Source organism: Lentzea sp. NPDC051838 (genome assembly GCF_040681245.1).
Lineage (GTDB): Bacteria > Actinomycetota > Actinomycetes > Mycobacteriales > Pseudonocardiaceae > Lentzea.
The window spans coordinates 1-18,097 of record NZ_JBFAYI010000006.1 but is presented as its reverse complement, the minus strand read 5'-3'; the positions used below and the strand labels follow the sequence as shown (position 1 = coordinate 18,097).

22 protein-coding genes are annotated in these 18,097 nt (G+C 68.6%); 11 read left to right on the top strand and 11 right to left on the bottom strand.

Annotated features, from left to right (window positions below; genetic code table 11):
• Positions 1 to 35 precede the first annotated feature (35 nt).
• Positions 36 to 350 (top strand): multidrug efflux SMR transporter, encoded by a 315-nt coding sequence (locus tag AB0M24_RS16175; RefSeq protein ID WP_363767210.1) that lies wholly within the window; start codon positions 36 to 38, stop codon positions 348 to 350.
• Positions 351 to 758, top strand: coding sequence for an SMR family transporter (locus AB0M24_RS16170; protein WP_363767207.1), 408 nt, complete (start codon positions 351 to 353; stop codon positions 756 to 758).
• Here AB0M24_RS16170 and AB0M24_RS16165 read toward each other — a convergent pair.
• From AB0M24_RS16165 to AB0M24_RS16155, 3 genes are all read right to left on the bottom strand, one after another.
• Complete coding sequence (locus AB0M24_RS16165) at positions 654 to 1,985, bottom strand: glycosyl hydrolase family 18 protein (RefSeq protein WP_363767204.1); 1,332 nt, start codon at positions 1,983 to 1,985, stop codon at positions 654 to 656. The genes AB0M24_RS16170 and AB0M24_RS16165 overlap by 105 nt on opposite strands.
• A 118-nt stretch (positions 1,986 to 2,103) precedes the next feature.
• A complete protein-coding gene (locus AB0M24_RS16160) occupies positions 2,104 to 2,829 on the bottom strand; it encodes an SDR family oxidoreductase (RefSeq protein WP_363767201.1) in 726 nt (241 codons plus the stop codon).
• Positions 2,830 to 2,845: 16 nt separating this feature from the next.
• On the bottom strand, positions 2,846 to 4,543 hold the full coding sequence (locus AB0M24_RS16155; protein ID WP_363767199.1) for a serine/threonine-protein kinase: 1,698 nt from the start codon (positions 4,541 to 4,543) through the stop codon (positions 2,846 to 2,848).
• A 66-nt stretch (positions 4,544 to 4,609) separates the two neighbouring features.
• On the opposite strand from AB0M24_RS16155, the gene AB0M24_RS16150 reads away from it, so the two are divergent.
• Positions 4,610 to 5,260: a Clp protease N-terminal domain-containing protein gene (locus AB0M24_RS16150; protein ID WP_363767191.1), complete on the top strand. Its 651-nt coding sequence runs from the start codon at positions 4,610 to 4,612 to the stop codon at positions 5,258 to 5,260.
• Here the strand turns inward: AB0M24_RS16150 and AB0M24_RS16145 are convergent.
• Entirely contained in the window at positions 5,214 to 6,182 is a 969-nt protein-coding gene (locus tag AB0M24_RS16145) for a WYL domain-containing protein (RefSeq protein ID WP_363767188.1), read from the bottom strand. The genes AB0M24_RS16150 and AB0M24_RS16145 overlap by 47 nt on opposite strands.
• Before the next feature lie 105 nt (positions 6,183 to 6,287).
• Here AB0M24_RS16145 and AB0M24_RS16140 point away from each other — a divergent pair, with 105 nt between their 5' ends.
• The 5 genes from AB0M24_RS16140 to AB0M24_RS16120 all read left to right on the top strand — a co-directional run bounded on the left by AB0M24_RS16140 (position 6,288) and on the right by AB0M24_RS16120 (position 9,585).
• A complete protein-coding gene (locus tag AB0M24_RS16140; RefSeq protein ID WP_363767185.1) occupies positions 6,288 to 6,701 on the top strand; it encodes a VOC family protein in 414 nt (137 codons plus the stop codon).
• A gap of 113 nt (positions 6,702 to 6,814) precedes the next feature.
• Positions 6,815 to 7,183: a response regulator gene (locus tag AB0M24_RS16135; RefSeq protein WP_363767182.1), complete on the top strand. Its 369-nt coding sequence runs from the start codon at positions 6,815 to 6,817 to the stop codon at positions 7,181 to 7,183.
• A 161-nt stretch (positions 7,184 to 7,344) separates the two neighbouring features.
• Positions 7,345 to 7,899: a sigma-70 family RNA polymerase sigma factor gene (locus AB0M24_RS16130; RefSeq protein WP_363767179.1), complete on the top strand. Its 555-nt coding sequence runs from the start codon at positions 7,345 to 7,347 to the stop codon at positions 7,897 to 7,899.
• Position 7,900: 1 nt separating this feature from the next.
• The gene (locus AB0M24_RS16125) at positions 7,901 to 9,112 is read left to right on the top strand and encodes a carboxyl transferase domain-containing protein (RefSeq protein ID WP_363767176.1); all 1,212 of its coding nucleotides are present in this window, start codon (positions 7,901 to 7,903) and stop codon (positions 9,110 to 9,112) included.
• A 2-nt stretch (positions 9,113 to 9,114) separates the two neighbouring features.
• Positions 9,115 to 9,585: a hypothetical protein gene (locus tag AB0M24_RS16120; protein WP_363767173.1), complete on the top strand. Its 471-nt coding sequence runs from the start codon at positions 9,115 to 9,117 to the stop codon at positions 9,583 to 9,585.
• Here AB0M24_RS16120 and AB0M24_RS16115 read toward each other — a convergent pair.
• Together AB0M24_RS16115 and AB0M24_RS16110 are read right to left on the bottom strand one after the other, a co-directional pair.
• Positions 9,551 to 10,879 carry an FAD-dependent oxidoreductase gene (locus tag AB0M24_RS16115; protein ID WP_363767170.1) on the bottom strand — a complete coding sequence of 443 codons (1,329 nt, stop codon included), beginning with the start codon at positions 10,877 to 10,879 and terminating at the stop codon, positions 9,551 to 9,553. The genes AB0M24_RS16120 and AB0M24_RS16115 overlap by 35 nt on opposite strands.
• A gap of 53 nt (positions 10,880 to 10,932) precedes the next feature.
• On the bottom strand, positions 10,933 to 11,919 hold the full coding sequence (locus tag AB0M24_RS16110) for a helix-turn-helix transcriptional regulator (RefSeq protein WP_363767167.1): 987 nt from the start codon (positions 11,917 to 11,919) through the stop codon (positions 10,933 to 10,935).
• A gap of 89 nt (positions 11,920 to 12,008) precedes the next feature.
• Between AB0M24_RS16110 and AB0M24_RS16105 the strand changes: the two genes are divergently transcribed.
• Together AB0M24_RS16105 and AB0M24_RS16100 are read left to right on the top strand one after the other, a co-directional pair.
• A complete protein-coding gene (locus AB0M24_RS16105; protein WP_363767164.1) occupies positions 12,009 to 12,398 on the top strand; it encodes a cupin domain-containing protein in 390 nt (129 codons plus the stop codon).
• The gene (locus AB0M24_RS16100; protein WP_363767161.1) at positions 12,395 to 12,784 is read left to right on the top strand and encodes a DUF1304 domain-containing protein; all 390 of its coding nucleotides are present in this window, start codon (positions 12,395 to 12,397) and stop codon (positions 12,782 to 12,784) included. The genes AB0M24_RS16105 and AB0M24_RS16100 overlap by 4 nt, the downstream gene beginning before the upstream one ends.
• Here AB0M24_RS16100 and AB0M24_RS16095 read toward each other — a convergent pair.
• Genes AB0M24_RS16095 through AB0M24_RS16085 form a run of 3 tightly spaced genes read right to left on the bottom strand, consistent with a single transcriptional unit; the run spans position 12,781 to position 16,190 of the window.
• Entirely contained in the window at positions 12,781 to 13,434 is a 654-nt protein-coding gene (locus AB0M24_RS16095; RefSeq protein WP_363767158.1) for a response regulator transcription factor, read from the bottom strand. The two genes, AB0M24_RS16100 and AB0M24_RS16095, sit on opposite strands and share 4 nt — an antisense overlap.
• Entirely contained in the window at positions 13,431 to 15,974 is a 2,544-nt protein-coding gene (locus AB0M24_RS16090) for a histidine kinase (protein WP_363767155.1), read from the bottom strand. The genes AB0M24_RS16095 and AB0M24_RS16090 overlap by 4 nt, the downstream gene beginning before the upstream one ends.
• 6 nt (positions 15,975 to 15,980) lie before the next feature.
• Positions 15,981 to 16,190 (bottom strand): hypothetical protein, encoded by a 210-nt coding sequence (locus AB0M24_RS16085; RefSeq protein WP_363767152.1) that lies wholly within the window; start codon positions 16,188 to 16,190, stop codon positions 15,981 to 15,983.
• Between the two features lie 132 nt (positions 16,191 to 16,322).
• Between AB0M24_RS16085 and AB0M24_RS16080 the strand changes: the two genes are divergently transcribed.
• Positions 16,323 to 16,721 carry a protein-tyrosine phosphatase family protein gene (locus AB0M24_RS16080; protein ID WP_363768253.1) on the top strand — a complete coding sequence of 133 codons (399 nt, stop codon included), beginning with the start codon at positions 16,323 to 16,325 and terminating at the stop codon, positions 16,719 to 16,721.
• Here AB0M24_RS16080 and AB0M24_RS16075 read toward each other — a convergent pair.
• Together AB0M24_RS16075 and AB0M24_RS16070 are read right to left on the bottom strand one after the other, a co-directional pair.
• Positions 16,718 to 17,431 carry an MOSC domain-containing protein gene (locus AB0M24_RS16075; protein WP_363767149.1) on the bottom strand — a complete coding sequence of 238 codons (714 nt, stop codon included), beginning with the start codon at positions 17,429 to 17,431 and terminating at the stop codon, positions 16,718 to 16,720. The genes AB0M24_RS16080 and AB0M24_RS16075 overlap by 4 nt on opposite strands.
• Before the next feature lie 10 nt (positions 17,432 to 17,441).
• On the bottom strand, positions 17,442 to 17,831 hold the full coding sequence (locus AB0M24_RS16070; RefSeq protein WP_355570187.1) for a MerR family transcriptional regulator: 390 nt from the start codon (positions 17,829 to 17,831) through the stop codon (positions 17,442 to 17,444).
• Positions 17,832 to 18,097 lie beyond the last annotated feature (266 nt).

The following is an 18,097-nucleotide window of genomic DNA, read 5'->3' as shown; positions in this document are numbered from 1 at the left end:
ATGGTACGGAGGTCTTTTCTGGTACGGTCGTACCAATGTACTGGTTGGTGCTGGTCGTGTCGGGAGTGCTGGAGGCCGTCTGGGCCACGGCGCTCTCCGCATCACAAGGTTTCCGCAGACCCTGGCCGACAACGGTGTTCGCGATCTCGATGACCGCGAGCGTCGTCGGCCTCGCCTACGCCATGAGTGGAATCCCGGTCGGCACGGCGTACGCGGTGTGGGTCGGCGTCGGAGCCGTGCTGACGGTGCTGGTCGCGGTGCTGCGCAAGGAGGAGAAGCTCGGCGTCGCCAAGGCGCTGATCCTCGCGGCCTTGATCGGCTGCGTCGCGGGCCTGAAGGCGGTGAGCTAGATGTACTGGGCGGTTCTGCTGGTCAGCGCCGTGCTCGAAGCCGTGTGGGCGACGGCGCTGTCGAACGGCGACTACGTCATCTTCGCGATCACCGCGACCCTGAGCATGGTCGGGCTTTCCGTTGGTATGAAACGGATCCCCGTCGGCACCGCGTACGCCGTGTGGGTCGGCATCGGCGCGGCCCTGACAGTCGCGTGGGCGATGATCGCCGGTGAGGAAACCGTCTCCGTGTGGAAGATCGTGTTCCTCACCGGGATCATCGCCTGCGTGATCGGCCTGAAGTTCCACAAGTCAGAAGGAAAATCAGTTGAAGCGCCACTGCTGGTTGGCGGTTCCGGCGCAGTCCCAGAGCTGAAGCCTGGTGCCGTCGGCGGAACTGGGGCCAGTGGCGTCGAGACATCTTCCTGACGCCACGTTGCGCAGCTGGCCGTTCGCCTCGGACGTCCACTGCTGGTTGCCCGCTCCGCTGCAGTCCCAGAGCTGGGTGACAGCGCCGTTGGCGGTACCGGACGCGTCGAGGCACTTGCCCAGGGCGCGGACGGTGTTGCCGTTGCGGGACCACTGCTGGGCGCCGGTGCCGTTGCAGGTCCACAGCTGCACCGCGGTGCCGTTGGCCGAGTTCGCACCCGCCACGTCGACGCACTTACCGCCGAAACCGGTGATCGTGCCGCCCGGCGTCGGAGGGGTGCCGCCGGACGCGGCCTCCCAGATCGCGTTGAGCAGGCTGGTGCTGCCGGTCGTGTCCTGGGACAGCTCCCAGTTCATGATGCCGCCCGCGTTCGCCACCGCCCACGTCGTCTTGCGCTTGATCGTGGGGATGCCGTTGAAGCAGTTGCCGTTGTAGCAGTCGCGGTTGGCGTTGGCCGGGTCCTGCGCGACCAGGTCCTTGTACGCGATGTAGGTCGGCCGGCTGTAGAACGGCACACCCAGAACGGCCTTGGAGGCGGGAAGCCCGCGGCCCTTCCAGAAGTTGACCGAGTTGATCGACCAGTCGTAGTTCGCGTGCGGGCTGCCACCGTCGTACGCCATGATGTTCAGCCAGTCGACGATGCCGAACACCGCCGGCTGCACGCCGTTCGCCGTGCCGCCTTCGGAGACCACAGCCGCGGTGAGGATCTTGCCCCTGCTGTGCAGCGCGTCGCCGAGCTGCCGCATCAGAGCGGTGTAGTTGTCGCCCTCGGCACCCGGATCCGGGTACTCCCAGTCGATGTCGACACCGTCGAGGTTGTACTGGTTGACGAGGTTGATCAACGCGTTGACGAACGTCGTGCGGCCGTTCGCGCTGGCCGCGAGGATCTCGAAGTTGTCGTCGTTGCCGTTGTTCCAGCCACCGACCGCGATCGAGACCTTGACGCCGTTCTGGTGGCCGAGGCTCACCAGCTGCTGGAGCTTGCCGGGGTCGGGCGTGCCCTGGAGCGTGCCGTTGGAGTTCGGCAGGACGAAGGAGTAGTTGATGTGCGTCAGCTTGCTGTACTGGATCGCGCTGACGCTGCCGGACCACGACGGCATGTAGCCGACGCTCTTGAACCCGGCGGGATACGCGGCCTGCGCGGCTGGCGCGATGACCGTCATGGTCGCCGCGGCGGCGGCCAGCGCGAGGCCGGCGGCGCCGAGGCGGGATCGGAGTGAACGCATTGCAGGGGGTTGCCTTCCACTTTCGGTCTTGCGCCCACCCGGGACGTTAGTGGTCTAGACCGGTTGTGTGGAAGATCAACTAGCGACCGGAACCAGTTCCGGTCGCTGGTCAGGGAATTCAACGGAGATAGGAGGCGCCGTTGACGTCGATGATCGTGCCGCTGGCCCACGTGGCTTTCTCGGACGCGAGCCACGCGACCGCCGAGGCGACCTCCTCGGGTTCGGCGACGCGACCGAACGGGCTCTGCGCGCGGATCGCGTCGGTCACCAGGTCCGCGACCATGTCCGTGGCGACGAAGCCCGGTGCGACACCCGCGACCGAGATGCCCTGGGGTGCGAGGGATTGCGCGAGAGACTGGGTCATCGCGTGCAGCCCGGCTTTCGCGGCACCGTACGCGGGCGCGTCGGGCTCGCCGCGGTAGGCGCCGCGCGAGCCGATGTTGATGATCCGGGCGCCCAGGGTCATGTGCCGAACCGCGTGCCAGGTCAGGTCGGCCGGGCCGATCAGGTTGACCTCGAGGGTGCGGCGCCAGGCTTCCTGCCAGTCCGCGAAGCTGGTCGTGGCGATCGGGTGCAGGAAGTAGATGCCGGCGTTGTTGACCAGGACCTCGAGACCGCCGAGCTTCTCGACGGTCTCCGCGACGACCTGCTCGGCCTCGTTCGCGCCGAGGTCGCCCTGGACGGTCACATGTCCGGTGCCGGCAAGGCTTTCCGCGACTTTCGCGGCCTCGTCCGCACCGCTGCGGTAGTGGACGGCGACCTGGTGGCCGGTGTCGGCGAGGGCGTGGGCGATGGCGGCACCGATGCCGCGGGAAGCTCCGGTGACGAGCGCGCGTCGGGTCATGCCGCCATCATCACCCCTAACCCTGGCTGTTGATCAGCCATTTTCCGTTCTGCTGAACGAACGTGAACGTGGGCGTCTCGGTCATGGCGACGTTCGAGCCCTGCATGTACTGCAGCGTCACGGTGACGGCGTTGTCGCCCTGCGGCACGAAGTTGGACAGCTGCACCGAGGTGTAGTCGCGCCAGAACCGCTGGTAGCCCTCGTAGGTCAGGCCGCGACCGGTCTTGAACTGGTCGGTGAGCAGTGACCAGCCGGTCTGCAGGTCGCCGGGGATCAACGCGTAGTAGGCGGTGATCGCCTCCTGCGCGTTCTTCGGTCCCGCGGGCGGCTGTTGCGTCTGGTTCGGAGGGGTCTGCGGGCTTGTCTGGGAGTTGGTCTGCGGCGGGTTTTCCGTCGTCGTCTGCTGCTGGGTCTGCTGTTGCGTCTGAGACTGGCTGGTGGCCGCCGGGGTCGACGTGCTCGACGAGGGCGGGTTGTTCGAGGCGTTGTTGCGGCCCTTGGGCCACAACAGGAACGAGCCGACACCCACGGCCAGCACGAGGATCACGATCGCGATCGGGACCAGCGGGAACTTGCGCCGCTCTTTCTCCGGTTCCGGCTGCGGGGGAACGGGCGGAGTGAGGACCGGCGTCGGTTCTGGTTGCGCCACAACGGGTTCGGGTTCCGGCTGCGGTTCCGGCTCGGGTTCGGGTTCCGGCTCTGGCTGCGCGGGTGGCGCCGTCAGTTCGACGGCTTCGGCGGCAGCCGCTCCCGCGACCAGCCCGGCAGCAGCCGCACCCGATTCCTGCTTCGCTTTCTCCTCGGGCAGCGCCTCGACGGGAAGCTCCACAGTGGCCGGAATGACCGCGGTCGCCTCCGACACCTGCGGCGAGTCGTTGACCACCGCGGCGAGCAGGTGCACGGCCTCCTGCATGGACGGACGGCGGTCGGGTTCGTTGGCCAGCAACCGGAACAGCACGGGCGCGAGCAGCGGACCGGCGTTCGCGGGCGGCATGATCGACCCGCTCGCCACGCGGTGCAGCATCGCGATGTGGTTGTCCGCGGTGCCGAACGGCGGACCGCCCTCGACGGCGTTGTAGAGCGTGGCGCCGAGCGAGAACACGTCGGAGGCGAGTCCGGCGTCCTCGCCGCGCGCGACCTCGGGGGAGAAGAACGCGGGCGTGCCGACGGTGCCGGTCACGGTCGCCGTGCCGTCGTCGATCGCCTTGGAGATGCCGAAGTCGGTGATCTTGACTTCCTGGTCGCCGATCAGCACGTTGCCGGGCTTCACGTCGCGGTGCTGGATGCCGTGCCGGTGGGCGGCGGCCAGTGCGGCGGCGGTGTAGCAGCCGATGCGGGCGACCTCGCGCGGCGGCAGCGTGCCCTGCTCGGTGATCACGACGGCGAGGCTGCGGGAGGGGAGGTACTCCATGATCAGCCAGGGCTGACCGTCGTGCTCCACGACGTCGTAGACGCGGATGGCGTTGGGGTGTTCGAGGCGCGCGGCCAGGCGGGCCTCGCGCATGGCTCTGGCCTTGGCCCGGTCGATCTTGGCGTCGTCGACGCCGTCGAGAGCGAGCAGTTCCTTCGCCGCCACCACCCGGTGAAGCTGCTCGTCATAGGCCTGCCACACGACGCCCATCGCGCCCTGGCCGACCTTCTCCTTCAACCGGTAGCGGCTCCCGATGAGCCTGCTCTTCTCCTCCACGCCCGCGCTCCCGTCCCCTTCGATCACCCTTAAGTGTGACGGTTGCCGCGTTCGGGATTGACTGTAACCCCACATGGGGGTAGATATGGGGTTATGCCGAAAATCAACGTGTACCTGCCCGATGAACTGGCGGAAACGGTGAAGGAGCTGAACATTCCGGTCTCCGCGATCTGTCAGCGGGCGCTGGAGGTGTCGGTCAAGCGGATCACGTCCGTGCGCGGGCTCACAGTCGCCGATCTCGACGGTGAACGCGGCTCTCAGCTCACCGAACGGATGCGCACGGTGCTGCGGATGGCTTCGGAGGCGCCGGTGGTCACCACGGCTTCGTTGGCGCAGGCGCTCGTCGACGAAGGTGCGAACCTGGCGATGGACGTGTTGCGGGCGATCGACATCGACCCGCGCACGCTGCAGTTCCCGTCCTCGTCGGCGGAGGGCTCCGGGTTCGCTCCTGACGCGGTCAACGCTTTGGAGCTCGCGGTGGTGGAGGCGATGGCGCTCGGGCACAACTACGTGGGATGCGAGCACCTGCTGCTCGGTCTCATCGCCGAGCCGGACGGCAGCGCGGGTGCTGTGCTGCGTGAGCGCGGCGCGGATCTCAAGGGCACGCGTCGGGCAGTGCAGACCGCTCTCGCCGGGATCGTGCACCTCAAGAAGCAGCAGCAGGCCACACCGGACGCGGCCGCCGTGCTGCAGATGATCATGTCTCGGCTGGACCGGCTGGAGAAGCAGGCTGGTATCGGCTGACCAGCTCGGCGCCGATGCGGGCGAGGTGGTCCTGTACTTGCGGGGGTGACTCGACCGTGAGCAGGCTGCCCCACCCGGCGACGTTGCGGGCGATGTCGAGGGGTGTGGGGGCGGTCAGTTCGACGCGTGCTTCGTCGTCGAGCTGGTCGAGAACCGTGCAGTGGCGGCCGTGGATGTGCTGGAAGACCTTCAGGAACCTGTTGGGCACCAACATGATCGCGGCGGTTTCGGAGCGGAGTTGCTCGACCTCCGTGACGACCGAGTCCCACGCCTTCGCGAGCACGAAGTCCGGTGGTTTGGCCGACGGTTTGCCGGTCAGCGTGACGCCGTGGATCCGGTCGAGCCGGAACGTGCGTTGGCCGTCCGCGGTGCCGGCGATGAAGTACCAGATGCCGTCCTTGTCGACGAGGCCCCACGGGTCGACGGTGCGGCCTTTCGCCGCCTCTCCTCGTTTCTGGTAGGTCAGGCGGACCTTGATCTGCTGGACGACTGCTTTCTGCAGCAGCTCGACCAGGATCGGGCGGTCCTTCGTGTCGTCGCCCCAGGCCGCGGTGTCGATCACGACCGCGTCGGCGGCGGCCTCCGCTTCGGCGCGGAACGTCTGGGGCAGGGCGCGCACGAGTTTTCTGAGTGCCGACTTCACCTGCGGGGCGACGGACGCGGCGGGGCCGGCGATCAGGAACAGCGCCTGGGCCTCGGCTGAGGTCAGCCCGCTGAGGTCGGTGCGGGCGCCGCCGATCAGCGACCAGCCGCCGCCGCGGCCCGGTTGGGGGTAGACGGGGACGCCCGCGGTGGACAGCGCTTCGAGGTCGCGGCGGGCGGTGGCGGGGGACACTTCGAGCTCTTTTGCCAGCTCAGAGGCGGTGATGCGACCCCTGGCCTGCATCAGCAGGAGCGTGGCGACGAGTCGGTCTGCGCGCATGGCTCCAGGTTCCTGTTAAAAGTGCTCACTAGATGAGCACTTTACGGCCGAACCTAAATCGCGACACCGAAATTTATTTGGAGGAAGATCAAGATGTTGCGAGGCATGGCGACCGTGACCTACTACGCCGACGACGTCGCGGAGGCGCGCGCCTGGTACACCGAGTTCCTCGGGGTGGAGGCGTACTTCTCGCGGAACGCGCCCGACGGCACGCTGGGGTACGCGGAGTTCCGGATCGGGGACTACCAGGCCGAGCTCGGGCTGGTGCAGCGTCAGTTCGAGGTCACGCCTTCCGAGGGTCCGGGCGGCTCGATCCTGTTCTGGGCCGTCGACGACCTGGAGGCGACGGTGGCCAGGTTGCTGGAGCTCGGAGCGAAGGTGCACGACGAGATCCGGGAGCGCGGCGAGGGGTTCGTGACCGCGTCCGTGGTGGATCCGTTCGGGAACATCCTCGGAGTCATGACGAACACTCACTACCTGTCGGTGGTTGGCCAGAACCGCGACAAACGTCTCGGCTAGGAGCAGTCATTCGCCACTCCAACTACGGCATCGCGCAGGCGTCTACTTCTTGCGGATGCCGTAGTTGGTGGGAGGGCCCGTTGATGGTTCCCGGCGGGCGAGGGCCCATTCGCGTGCTGATCGTCGACGACGACGCGCGGGTGCGCAGCGCCATGCGGACATTTCTGGTGGCACACCCGGAGTTCGAGGTCGTCGGCGAGGCGGGCAGCACCGAGTCGGCCGTGCGGATCGCCGTGGAGACCGAGCCGGGCGTCGCCATCGTCGACGTGCTGATGCCGACCGAGCGGGACGGCCTGTCGCTGCTCAAGGTCTTCGCCGAGCAGCACGGGATTCCGGTCGTGGCGATGAGCCTGAACAACGCGTGCGCGGACAGCGCGATCGCGGCCGGCGCGTACACGTTCCTCGCCAAGGACGGCTACTCGGACCTGTTGGTGAGCGCTCTGCTGGCGGCCCGGGATGTGGACGCGGCGCAGGACGGATGACGTAGACGTGGCCGGACTTCGGTCCCGGTCGGGGGTTCCGCAACTACGCGGGCAGGTCGGGTCGGCAGACCGATCCGGCGGGGTGTGGCACGGAGCACAGTTATCAGTGCACAAAGTTCCCAGTGCCACGACCCCGACGCCCGGACTGCGAGGCGAGCGACATGAGCACCATGGCCACCATCAGCGCTCTGAGCAACACTGCCGGGGCATTCGCCGACACAATGGACAGCCGGGCGCTGGCGGAGATGTACCGCATGCACGGCCGTTCGGTGCACAAGTACCTGCGCACGCTCACCAACGGCGACGCGGGCCTCGCCGAGGACATCCTGCAGGAGACGTTCCTCCGCGCCTGGCGCACGCCGCGGCTGGCGAACCGGCCCGAGGCAGCCAGGCCGTGGCTGGTCACCGTCGCGCGCAACCTCGTCGTCGACCGGGTCCGCCACCGCAACCGCCGCCCGCAGGAGGCCGGTGACGCAGCTCTGGCCCACCTGCCGACCGCCCGGTGCGAGATCTCGCGGGTAGTCGACTCGATCACGCTGGCCGACGCGATGGCCAAGCTGACGCCGAACCGGCGCGAGGTCGTCGTGCACATGTACCTGCACGGCCGCAGCCCCGACGAGGTCTCCGCGGTGCTCGGCATCCCGGTCGGCACGGTCAAGTCCCGCGTCCACTCCGCTCTGCAGTCACTGCGCTCCCACCTCTGCCTGGCAGCGTGAGATGGACCCGGTCGCGAGCCTGGGCGCGTTGTGCGACAGCGGGACTGTCCGGCTCTTGTCCGATGTGGACAGCGCGGGCGTGGTGATCGCCCGAGGACGAGTGTCCGGCCGCCCGGTGATCGCACACGCGACCTTCAGCGGATCTCTCGACGCCGACGGGTGCTCGCGCATCGTCTGGGCCGTCGACACAGCGGCGTGTGAAGGCGTTCCGGTCGTGGGCCTCTGGCACGCGCGGCCCACCGGTTTGGACGGCGCCGGCCACGTGTTCGCCGCGATGGTGCGAGCGTCCGGCCGGGTGCCCCAGATCTGTGTGGCGCTGGGACCCTCGTGTTCCGACGGCGGCTACGGGCCCGCGTTCTCCGACGTCGTGATCGCCGGACCGGACGGGTTCGGGGGAGACGTCGTGTGCTCGTCCGACGCGCTGGCCGTGGAGAAGGCTCGGCAGGTCACGTCGCTGCTCGACGATCACGGCCACTACTCGGCAGTGCCGGACGCGCCCCTGCCCACCGGTGGTCGAGCCTTGGCACTAGCGATGTTCGACCCGACCCCCGCCACCCCAGTCGCCCTCGCCACCCCCACCGCCGCCAGCGCCCAAGCCGCCGCCACTCCCGCCGCCGCCACTCCCGCCGCCGCCACTTCAGCCGCCGGCACTCCCGCCGCCAGCACTCCCGCCGCCGCCCCAGCCGTCGCCAACCCCTCCGCCCACAACCCCTCCGCCCCCACCTCCTCCGCCGTGGAACTCCGAGCCAGCATCGCACCCCACCTCCTGACCGCTCTGGGCCGGATGGGCGGCCACACCGTCGGCGTCCTCACCGACAGCGGGCATCTCGACGGTGCGGCTGCCGCGAAAGCCGCCCGGTTCGTGCGGATGTGCGACGCGCTCCGGGTGCCGCTGGTCGTGGTCGCGGAAGCCGCGGAGGTGTCCGGTCGCACCTCGAAGCTGTTGCACGCCTTGGTCTCCACCTCTGTGCCGCGGGTGACGGTGGTGCCGAGAAGGATCTGCGCCCCGTACTTCGTGATGAACTCCCGCTCGCTGGGCGCCTCCGCCGTGCTCGCGTGGCCCGACGCCGACATGGCCGGCGGTTCGTCACGGAAACGGGCCGACGAAGTGATCTCTCCGTGTTCCACGCGGCGGCGAATCGTCGAGGTCCTGGCATCGGGACGAGTGCGCAGATCCACCGGCCTGATCCCGCTTCAGCCGCTTATCTTGTAGGGATGACGCACCTTGCCATCACGGGACACCGCGGCCTCTCCACCGAGCTGGAGGCGGAGGTCGACCGGATGATCCGCGCCGCGGTGGTCCGGAGCGATCAGCTGGTGGGCGTGTCGTGCCTGGCCGACGGCGCGGACGCGGTGTTCGCGCAGGCCGTGCTGGACGCGGGCGGATCTTTGGTCGCCGTGCTGCCGGCCATCGACTACCGCGCGTCGTTGCCGGAGGTGTACCGGCCCGTCTACGACCGGTTGCTGGCGCGGGCGGGCAAGGTGGTGCAGCTGCCGTTCGTGACGCCGGATCCGCACGCCTACATGGAGGCGGGCAAGCGGATGGTCGACGAGTCGGACTCGTTGCTGGCGGTGTGGGACGGTCAGCCCGGTCGCGGGCCCGGTGGGACGGCCGACGTCGTGGCGTATGCGCGGTCGCGGGGCGTGCCGGTCACTGTTCTGTGGCCCGAGGGCGCCGTCCGCTGAGCACCTTCCACAGGACAGCCGGTCGGAAGAGCGACACCGGGTGGTCGACCATCTGCGAGACGCGGATGAAGGCGCGGTAGACGTGCCGGTTGCCGGGGACGACCTGGAACAGGCGGCGGGCGTACCACTGCATGAACCGCGTGCTGAGAGGGAGTTTCTTCTCGCTCCAGCCCAGGTCGGTGGTGGTCGCGGACATCCACGGGATCTGGGCGGTCTTCGCGACCGCGCGCTGGAAGATCAGCGGTTCCTTGGCGAGGTCGTGTTCGGCGAGGAGCTCGCGCAGGGCGGCGCAGTTCAGGGCGGCGAGCGTCATGCCGTGGCCGTAGACGGGGTTGAGCGAGACCACCGAGTCGCCGAGTGCGAGCAGGCCGCGTGGCCAGTTGGGGATCTTGTGGAAGCGGTTCCAGCGGCTGCGCAGGTTGCCGACGCGGTAGATCTTCGAGGCCGGGGTGGCGGTCTTGATGATCTCGGCGATGTCCTGGCACCGCAGCGTGGTGGCGTAGGAGAGGAAGCCGTCCTCGTCGGTCGGGGCCATGTCGCCGCCCGCGCCGAAGAGCGTGACGAACCACAGGCCGCCGTCCACTGAGGACACCGCGCCGCCGCGTTTCGTCTCAGGTGCGTGCGTGATCTCGTAGGCGGTCTTCCAGTCGAGCTTCAGGTCGTGGTTCACCTCGTAGAGGCGTGAGGTGTAGGCGAGGTGGCCGTTCACGATCATCGGGGCGGGGCAGTGCACGCCGAGCTCCGCGAGCCACGAGACGAGCTTGCTGTTGCGGCCGGACGCGTCGACGACGAGGTCCGCGTAGTCGGTGAAGGGCGTGCCCTGACGGGTGCCCTGGACGCCGGTGACCGTGCCGCGGTCGTGCAGGAGGCCGTCGATGGTGACGCCGTCCACCAGGGACACGTTGGGCAGCTTCAGCACGCGGCGGCGGATGATTCGCTCGATGGTCACGCGGGTCATCGAGCGCACGCTCAGGCCGATGGGATCGCGTGGTGCCCATCCGGCCGGAGCGCGGCTCATGAAGTCGCTGCCGAGGTCGGCCTGGATCGCGCCCGCTGCCTTCAGTTCCGTGCCGAGCTTGGGGAAGAGCGCTTCCAGCACCTCGGCTCCGCGCGCCAGCAGCGCGTGCGGGTGGTGGGCCTGCGGGATGCCTGAACGGTGTTCGGTGTCCGCAGCGAGCTGGTCGCGTTCCACGAGCACGACGTCGCCGTACGACTCGGACAACACCCTGGCCGCCAGCAGTCCCGCGAAGCCGGCGCCGATGACCAGGGCGCGGTCGGAGTACATGGCGGTCATGCTGGCAGAGCAGTGATCCCGAAACGATCCCCCGAAGGTCCTTATCTGACCAGTCAAGACAGCTTGGCGACCAGCTCCGCTCGACTTCGCACGCCGAACTTCGCGAAAAGCGATTTGAGATGGTCCTGCACGGTGTAGGGCGAGATGTCGAGCCGTGCCGCGATCTCCGCTGTGGACTGTCCGGCGAGCACCTCGTGGCAGATGTCCTGTTCGCGCGCGGTCACGCCGTACGCCTTCAACAGCAACCCGGCGAGTTCCTGCCCGGACGCTCGGCTGATCGTCACCGCCGCCTCGAAGTCCTGATCGCTCACGAGCTCGCTGGCTTCGAGGAGGATCCAGCCGCCGTGCGCGTCCCGGACTCTCGCCTTGAACGTGCCGGCGCGCGCCCCGGACGCGGCGGCTCGGAGCATCACGGCGAAGCGTCCTGGCGCGACCTCCTCCAGTTCCTCGCGCCACTGTGCTGCTGAGGCGGTCGAGGAGCGGATCGTGCCGTCTTTGGTGACGACGACGATGGCGGGTGCGCCGGTTCGCCGGGCCGCCGTCCTGGCCGCGACCCTGGTGGCCGCGCCGATGGAGGGTGCGACCGACGCCATGAAGTCGAGTTCGCGGTCGCTGAAGTCGTTCGTGCGCACGATGCCCGCGCCGCCCCAGCAGGTGTCGTCTGCGCGGAACATCGCTCTGAGCTCGTGGCTGAGACCGAGCGGGCGCCAGACCTCGTTGAGCCGGGTCGACCGCTTGTCCTCCAGCTTGGCCACGGTGTCGCCGCGTTGGGCGAGCGCTGCGAACGTGTGGGGCTCGCCCGGGGTGTATTCGCAGCTCGCGAGCACCGGCTCGTACTGCTGCGGGATGCGGTTGACGCCGCTGGTCATCGAGCTGATCGCGCCGGAGTCCGGGTCCATCGACGCCCAGCAGGTGAGCTCGCAGGGGACCACGCGGTCGACCAGGGCGATGGCGGCCGCGTGCAGTTCCGCGACGTCCAGGCCGGCACCGGCGAGTGCCGTGATGTCGCGTCGCACGCCCTGCGCCCGACCCTCCCACATGGTTGGCAGTATGCGCTCGCGGCGGGCTGTCCGGGCATCCCAGTTTTCCGGGATACAGCTGTTGGTGTCGCGTGGCGACGCTTCTGGTCATGATGACTTCCCCCGGCGAGGGCGAGGAACTGACCGCGCCTGACGCAACGATCACCGTCCGGGTCTCGGGCAAGCACACCGACGGTTCGTACGAGCTGTTCGAGGTGGACGCGCCCCGAGGCGAGGCCGCGCCGCCGCACCGCACTCCGTGGCCCAAGGTGTACTACGTGCTGCACGGACGCATGGCCGTGTTCCTCGACGGCGAGCTGCACGACCTCTCGCCGGGCGACGCCGTCGTCATCCCGCCCAGCGTGTCGCACACGTTCACCGTGCACACGCCGTCCGTGCAGTTCCTGGCGTTCGCGGTGGGTGACGTGATGAGCGCGTTCTTCCGCGACCTGTCGGCGAACGGCATGGAAGCCCTGGAACGCCACGGGGTGACGCTATGAGTCTCGTTTCGCAGATCGCCGCTGTGGTCGCGGCATTGATCCACGTCGTCGTGTGGGTGTGGGAGGCGTTCTTGATCCACCGAGTCCACTACTCGGTGTTCCGGCAGCCCGCGGAGGACGTGCGAGCGATCCGGTTGTGGGCGTTCGGGGTGGGGTTCTACAACCTGTTCCTGGCGTGTGGGCTGATCGCGGGGCTCATCGCCGTGCATTCGGGCCGGGAACTGGTCGGGCGCACGCTGGTGATCTACGTGTCGTCGTTCATGGTGCTGGGCAGCGTCGTGCTGGCCGTCGCGGACCAGCTCTCGATGAGCCGGCCGCGCAACCAGGCGTGGGGAGGCGTTGCGGCGGAAGGTTTCCCGCCGCTGGTCGTGCTGCTGTTCCTCTAGGGACCGGTGACGAGGCCTTCTCGTACCGCCCACAACGCCGCTTGCGTCCGCGACGCCAGCCCGAGCTTGTTCAACACGTTCGACACGTGCGTCCGCGCCGTCCGCTCGGAGATCACCAGCGCGTCGGCGATGTCCCGGTTCGACTTGCCGTGTGCCACCAGCACCAGGATCTCGCGCTCGCGAGGAGTGAGCGCGGTCGCGGTCCGTTGAGGTGCCACCAAAGAACGGGTGAGGGTGCGGGCGACAGCGGGGTCGAGGTGCACCTGGCCGCGCATCGCCGCGCGCACGGCGGCACCGACCTGGTCGGCCTCGGCGTCTTTGAGGAGGTAGCCGGCGGCTCCGGCTTCGAGGGCGACGTGGACGCGTTCGGCCTCGGAGAACGAGGTCAGCGCGACGACCTCGACCTGCGGGTAGAGCTGCTTGATCGCCTTGGTGGCCCCGATGCCGTCGAGGCGGGGCATCAGGAGGTCCATCAGCACGACGTCGGGCAGGTCGTCCGAGGCGGCGCGGACCGCGAGCTCGTCGAGGGCGGCCTGGCCGTCGCCCGCCTCGCCGACGACCTCGATGTCGTCGAGCATCTCGAAGAACGCCCGCATGCCGCGCCGCACGACCGCGTGGTCGTCGACGAGGAACACCCGGATCGTGCTCATCGCTGGTCTCCTGCCGTTCCTGAGGGCGCCGTCCGTGAAGGCAAGGCAGCGCGAACCGTGGTCGAGCCGGCCGGGGTGCTGTGGATGACGAGGTCGCCGCCGATCCGCTTCATCCGCTCCCGCATGCTCACCAGGCCCATGCCGTTGCTGGAGACCGTAGCGGGGTCGAATCCTGTTCCGTCATCGGCTACTTCGATGATCACTCCGTCGTTTTCGAAGAGCGTGATGTCGATGCGGCTGGGGCCGGCGTGCTTGATGGCGTTGTGCACGGCCTCCTGCACGACGCGGAACATCTCCTCCTCCGCGCGGTCGTCCAAGGAGAGCCGGTAGCCGGGGGCTTCGACGGCGATGACGACTCCTTCGCGGGAGGCGATGGCGGCGGACTGCTTGCGGATCGCTTCCGCGAGGCCGTCTTCGCGCAACGCGTCGGGGCGCAGCTGGAAGAGCGAGGCGCGCATCTCGGCGAGCGCGTCCTGGGTGAGGCTGCGGAGTTCGGTGATGCCGCGCGCGACCGGGCCGTCCGGGTCGCCGCCCTGCTTCTGCAGCGCCAGTTCGACGGCTCGGGTGTGCAGAGTCATCGAGAACAAGGCTTGCGACACCGAGTCGTGCAGCTCGCGGGCGAGGCGGTGGCGTTCCTCCAGCGCGGCCACCTGGGAGGCTTCGTCGAGCATCTCCATGACCTCTTCGACGCCGAGCTGCTCCTCACCCGCGACCGAGGTGAGCATCATCCGGGCGGACGCCGCGCCGACCGCGCCGGCGAGCACGGTTTCCACGTGGTGCACCAGATCCGGGTCGGCGTCCTTTGTGGACTCCAGGTCGACGCCTTCGAGTGCTTTTTCGGCTGCCCGTTGGCCCATCGAGCGGACCAGCACCTCGTGCAATGCCTGCACCGAGACGCGGTTGCGCCACAAACGCGGCCGTGTCGGGTCGTCGAGGGCGTCGACGAAGAGGACGGCCTGGGCTTGTTCGCGGGCTTGCGGGCGGCCGAGGAGTGACACCGTGACGTAGCAGCCGACGTTGACGAGCATGCTCCAGAACATGCCGTGGCTGATGTTGTCCATGCCGGTGATGCCGAGGAGGTGTTCCGGGCGCAGCGCCTCGATGCCGAACGGGCCGTGGTCGAGGAACCCGCGCGGAACCCAGCCGATGCCGGCGAAGTTGGGCAGCAGCAACGTGTACGTCCACACCGCGAAGCCGCCGGCGAGACCGGTCATGACGCCGTCGCGGGTGCCGCCCTTCCAGAACAGGCCACCGATGATCGCGGGCGCGAACTGCGCGACGGCCGCGAACGACACCAGTCCCATCGACACCAGGGCGGCGCTTTCGCCCGCGAGCCGGAAGTACGCGTAGCCCAGCAGCATGATCGCCACGATCGACAGGCGGCGGGTCAGCAGGATCAGCTTGGCCAGGCGGCCTTCGTAGCCGCGGCGCAGCAGCATCGGGACGACGATCGAGTTCGACACCATCGTGGAGAGTGCGACGGTCTCGACGATGATCATGCCCGTGGCCGCGCTCAGTCCGCCGACGAACACCAGCAGTGCCAGCACGTCCAGTCCCGCGGCCATCGGCACGGTGAGCACGAACGTGTCCGCCTCGGCTTTGGAACCGAACCGCAGCAGGCCCGCCGCCGCGATCGGCAGCACGAACACGCTGATGAGCAGCATGTACAGCGGTGTCATCCACATCGCCTGCTTGACGTGGCGTTCGTCGACGTTCTCCACGACGCCGACCTGCCACTGGCGCGGCAGCATGACGATCGCGAAGAGCGACAACACGTTCAGCCACACCCAGGTGCCGGTCGAGTCGCCGAGCGTGAACAACGCGCTGTGGCCCGCGTTCTGGGCCTGGGTGAACAGGTCGCCGAAACCGTTGTAGAGGCCCCAGGTCACGGTGATGCCGGCCGCGACGAACGCCACGAGCTTCACGACCGACTCGAACGCGATGGCGGTGACCATGCCCTCGTGGCGTTCGGTGGCGTCGAGATGCCTGGTGCCGAACAGGATCGTGAAGCCCGCGAGCAGCAACGCCACGTACAGCGCGGTGTCCTCGAGCACCGGTACCTGGCCGAGCGCGGACGACGGCGTGATCGCCGGAGCGCGGCGGATGATCTCGAACGTGTTGGAGACCGCCTTGAGCTGCAAGGCGATGTACGGCACGACACCGACGACGGCGATCGCCGCGATCAGTCCGCCGAGCCGGACGCTCTTGCCGTAGCGGGCGGACACGAAGTCCGCGAGGCTCGTGATGCGGTGGCGGTGGCTGATGTGGATGATCCGGCGCAGCACCAGCCAGCCGAGCGCGAGCATGATCGTCGGGCCGAGGTAGATCGACAGGAAGCCGACGCCCGTGGAGGCCGCGCGGCCGACGCTGCCGTAGTACGTCCACGACGTCGCGTAGACCGCGAGCGAGAGCGCGTAGATGGTGCCGCGGCCCACGATGCTGCGGCCGGCGTCGGCGCGGCGATCGCCGTAGAACGCGATCGCGAACAGAACGCCGAGGTAGGCGACGGACACGCCGATGATCAGCCAGGTCTGGAGCATCGGAGATCAGTCCGACCGTCGGACGAGGAGGACCACCAGTGCGATGACCACGAGCCACGCGCCGAAGAGATAGACCGCGACCGTCGGCACGCCCGCGATGGTGCCCCCGCCGTTCGCGACGGTGAGCAGAGGCGGTAGGAAGAGCACGAACCCGGTTGCCGCCGCGAGGATGGTCAGCCCGGTGAACCGCCCGTCATCCCTGGCGCGTCGTCGCACCCGTCACCGCCTCACTTCCTCGGCAAAACCAATTGGCGAGCGTAGTACCAACGGCGGAAACCGGCGAAGTAGACGTGACAGAATTTCATGCTGTTCGAGCAATGCGACTGTTTGGGGGAACTGTTCGTGAAGATCGTCGAGCTGCCCGACGGAGCCGTGGTCACGGGGCGTGGCCTGCGCGATGGCAAGATCGTGGAGCCGCATCCCCAGTACGGCGTGTACCTGCAGCCGCGACCTGTCGACGTGCCATGGCCGCACGACTGGATCGACTGGCCGGACTTCCGTCTTCCGCGTGATCACGACGCCGCGATCAAGGTGATTCGCGCCTTGCACGCCCGCGCGCTGTCCGGAGAACGTGTCGAGGTGGCGTGCAGCGGCGGCGTCGGACGCACGGGCACGGTGATCTCGTGTCTGGCCGTGCTGGCCGGCGTGCCCGCTGACGAAGCCGTGGAGTGGACGCGCGCCAACTACCACCGGCGCGCGGTCGAGACGCCGTGGCAGAAGCGGTGGGTCAGGCGCTTCCCGGTCTAGGCGTCCAGCTGGATCGCACCGCGCCGGAGCACGGTGTCGCGCTCCTCGGGCGGAAGGTCGTCGCCCGCCGTGAGCAGGTGGGGGAGCAGGTCGGGCTCCGTGAGCAGAGCGCGGAAGCACATCCCGACCGTGACGTCGTGGTCCGGCCGGTGCACGACGGTGATCTCGTCGCCGCCCGCGATCACTCCGGCCTCCACCACCTTGAAGTACGCCCCTGGCCGCGCGGCTTGCGTGAACCGCTTGACCCAGCCGCGCTGCCCGAGGAACCCGGCGAACGTCCGGCACGGAATGCGCGGCCCCGTGACCTGCAGCAGCGCGGTGCCGACCCGCCAGCGTTCGCCGATGCGGGCCTGTGTCTGGTCGACGCCCCGCGTGGTCAGGTTCTCGCCGAACTGTCCCTCGTGCAGGTCGACGCCGAGCTCGCCCTGCCACCAGTCGAGGTCCTCGCGGGCGTACCCGTACACCGCCTGGTAGTCGCCGCCGTGGTTGTTCCAGTCGCCGATCACGTCGCCCTGGATCCCGCTGCCGCCCTCGCCCTTCGGGCCGGGAGGGCTGACCTTGAGCGGTCCGCCGACAGGCCGCTTGTCGATGGCGGTGAGGCCCCGCTGGGCGTAGTCCACCGGAACCGTCTTCCGGGCGATGTTCAGCGAGAGCACTACGGGCGAGAGTGGTGCGGGCGAGGGTGGTACGGGCGCGGGTGGTGCGGGCATGAGGCCGAGGTTATTGGCCGACTGCCTTGGCTGCGATCGAATTTACGTAGTCCTCGTACTTGCCGACCTTGTAGGTGATCAGGTCCATGCACTCCTGGAGTTGGACCATCTGCTGGCGGACCCGCTCCTGGTGTTCCTTGAGGATGTCCAGGCGTTGCAGCTCGTTGCCGTCGCCCTGCCGGACCAGCTCTGTGTAGCGGCGGATTTCGGGGACGGGCATTCCGGACATTCGCAGCATGATGCACATTCGGAGCCAGTCGACGTCCTGCTGGGTGTAGACGCGGCGGCCTCCTGGTCCTCTGTGGACCTGGTGGGCGAGGATGCCTTCCTTTTCGTAGAAGCGGAGGGCGTGGACGCTCAGGCCGGTGCGTTCGGCTACCTGTCCGATGCTCAACTGCATGGGGTCGAGCATAGATCGGCTGGTTGGGGTGGCGTTCCTGCTTGGGGCCGCCGTTCCGGCGGGCGCTCCGGTTGGGTGGGTCGTCCCCCTGTGCCGTTGGCGGCTGGCGGTTGGTTGTCCGTGCCGTTCCCCTGTTGCGTGCGGCTGTCGCCTTGCGAGTCGCGGCCTTGCGGGTGGTCGGGTTGCGTTGGGCGTGTTCCTGTTGCGAGTCCGTGCCGTTCCCGGCTTGCGTAGTCAGAGTTCCTGTTGCGTGCTTCCCCTTGGGA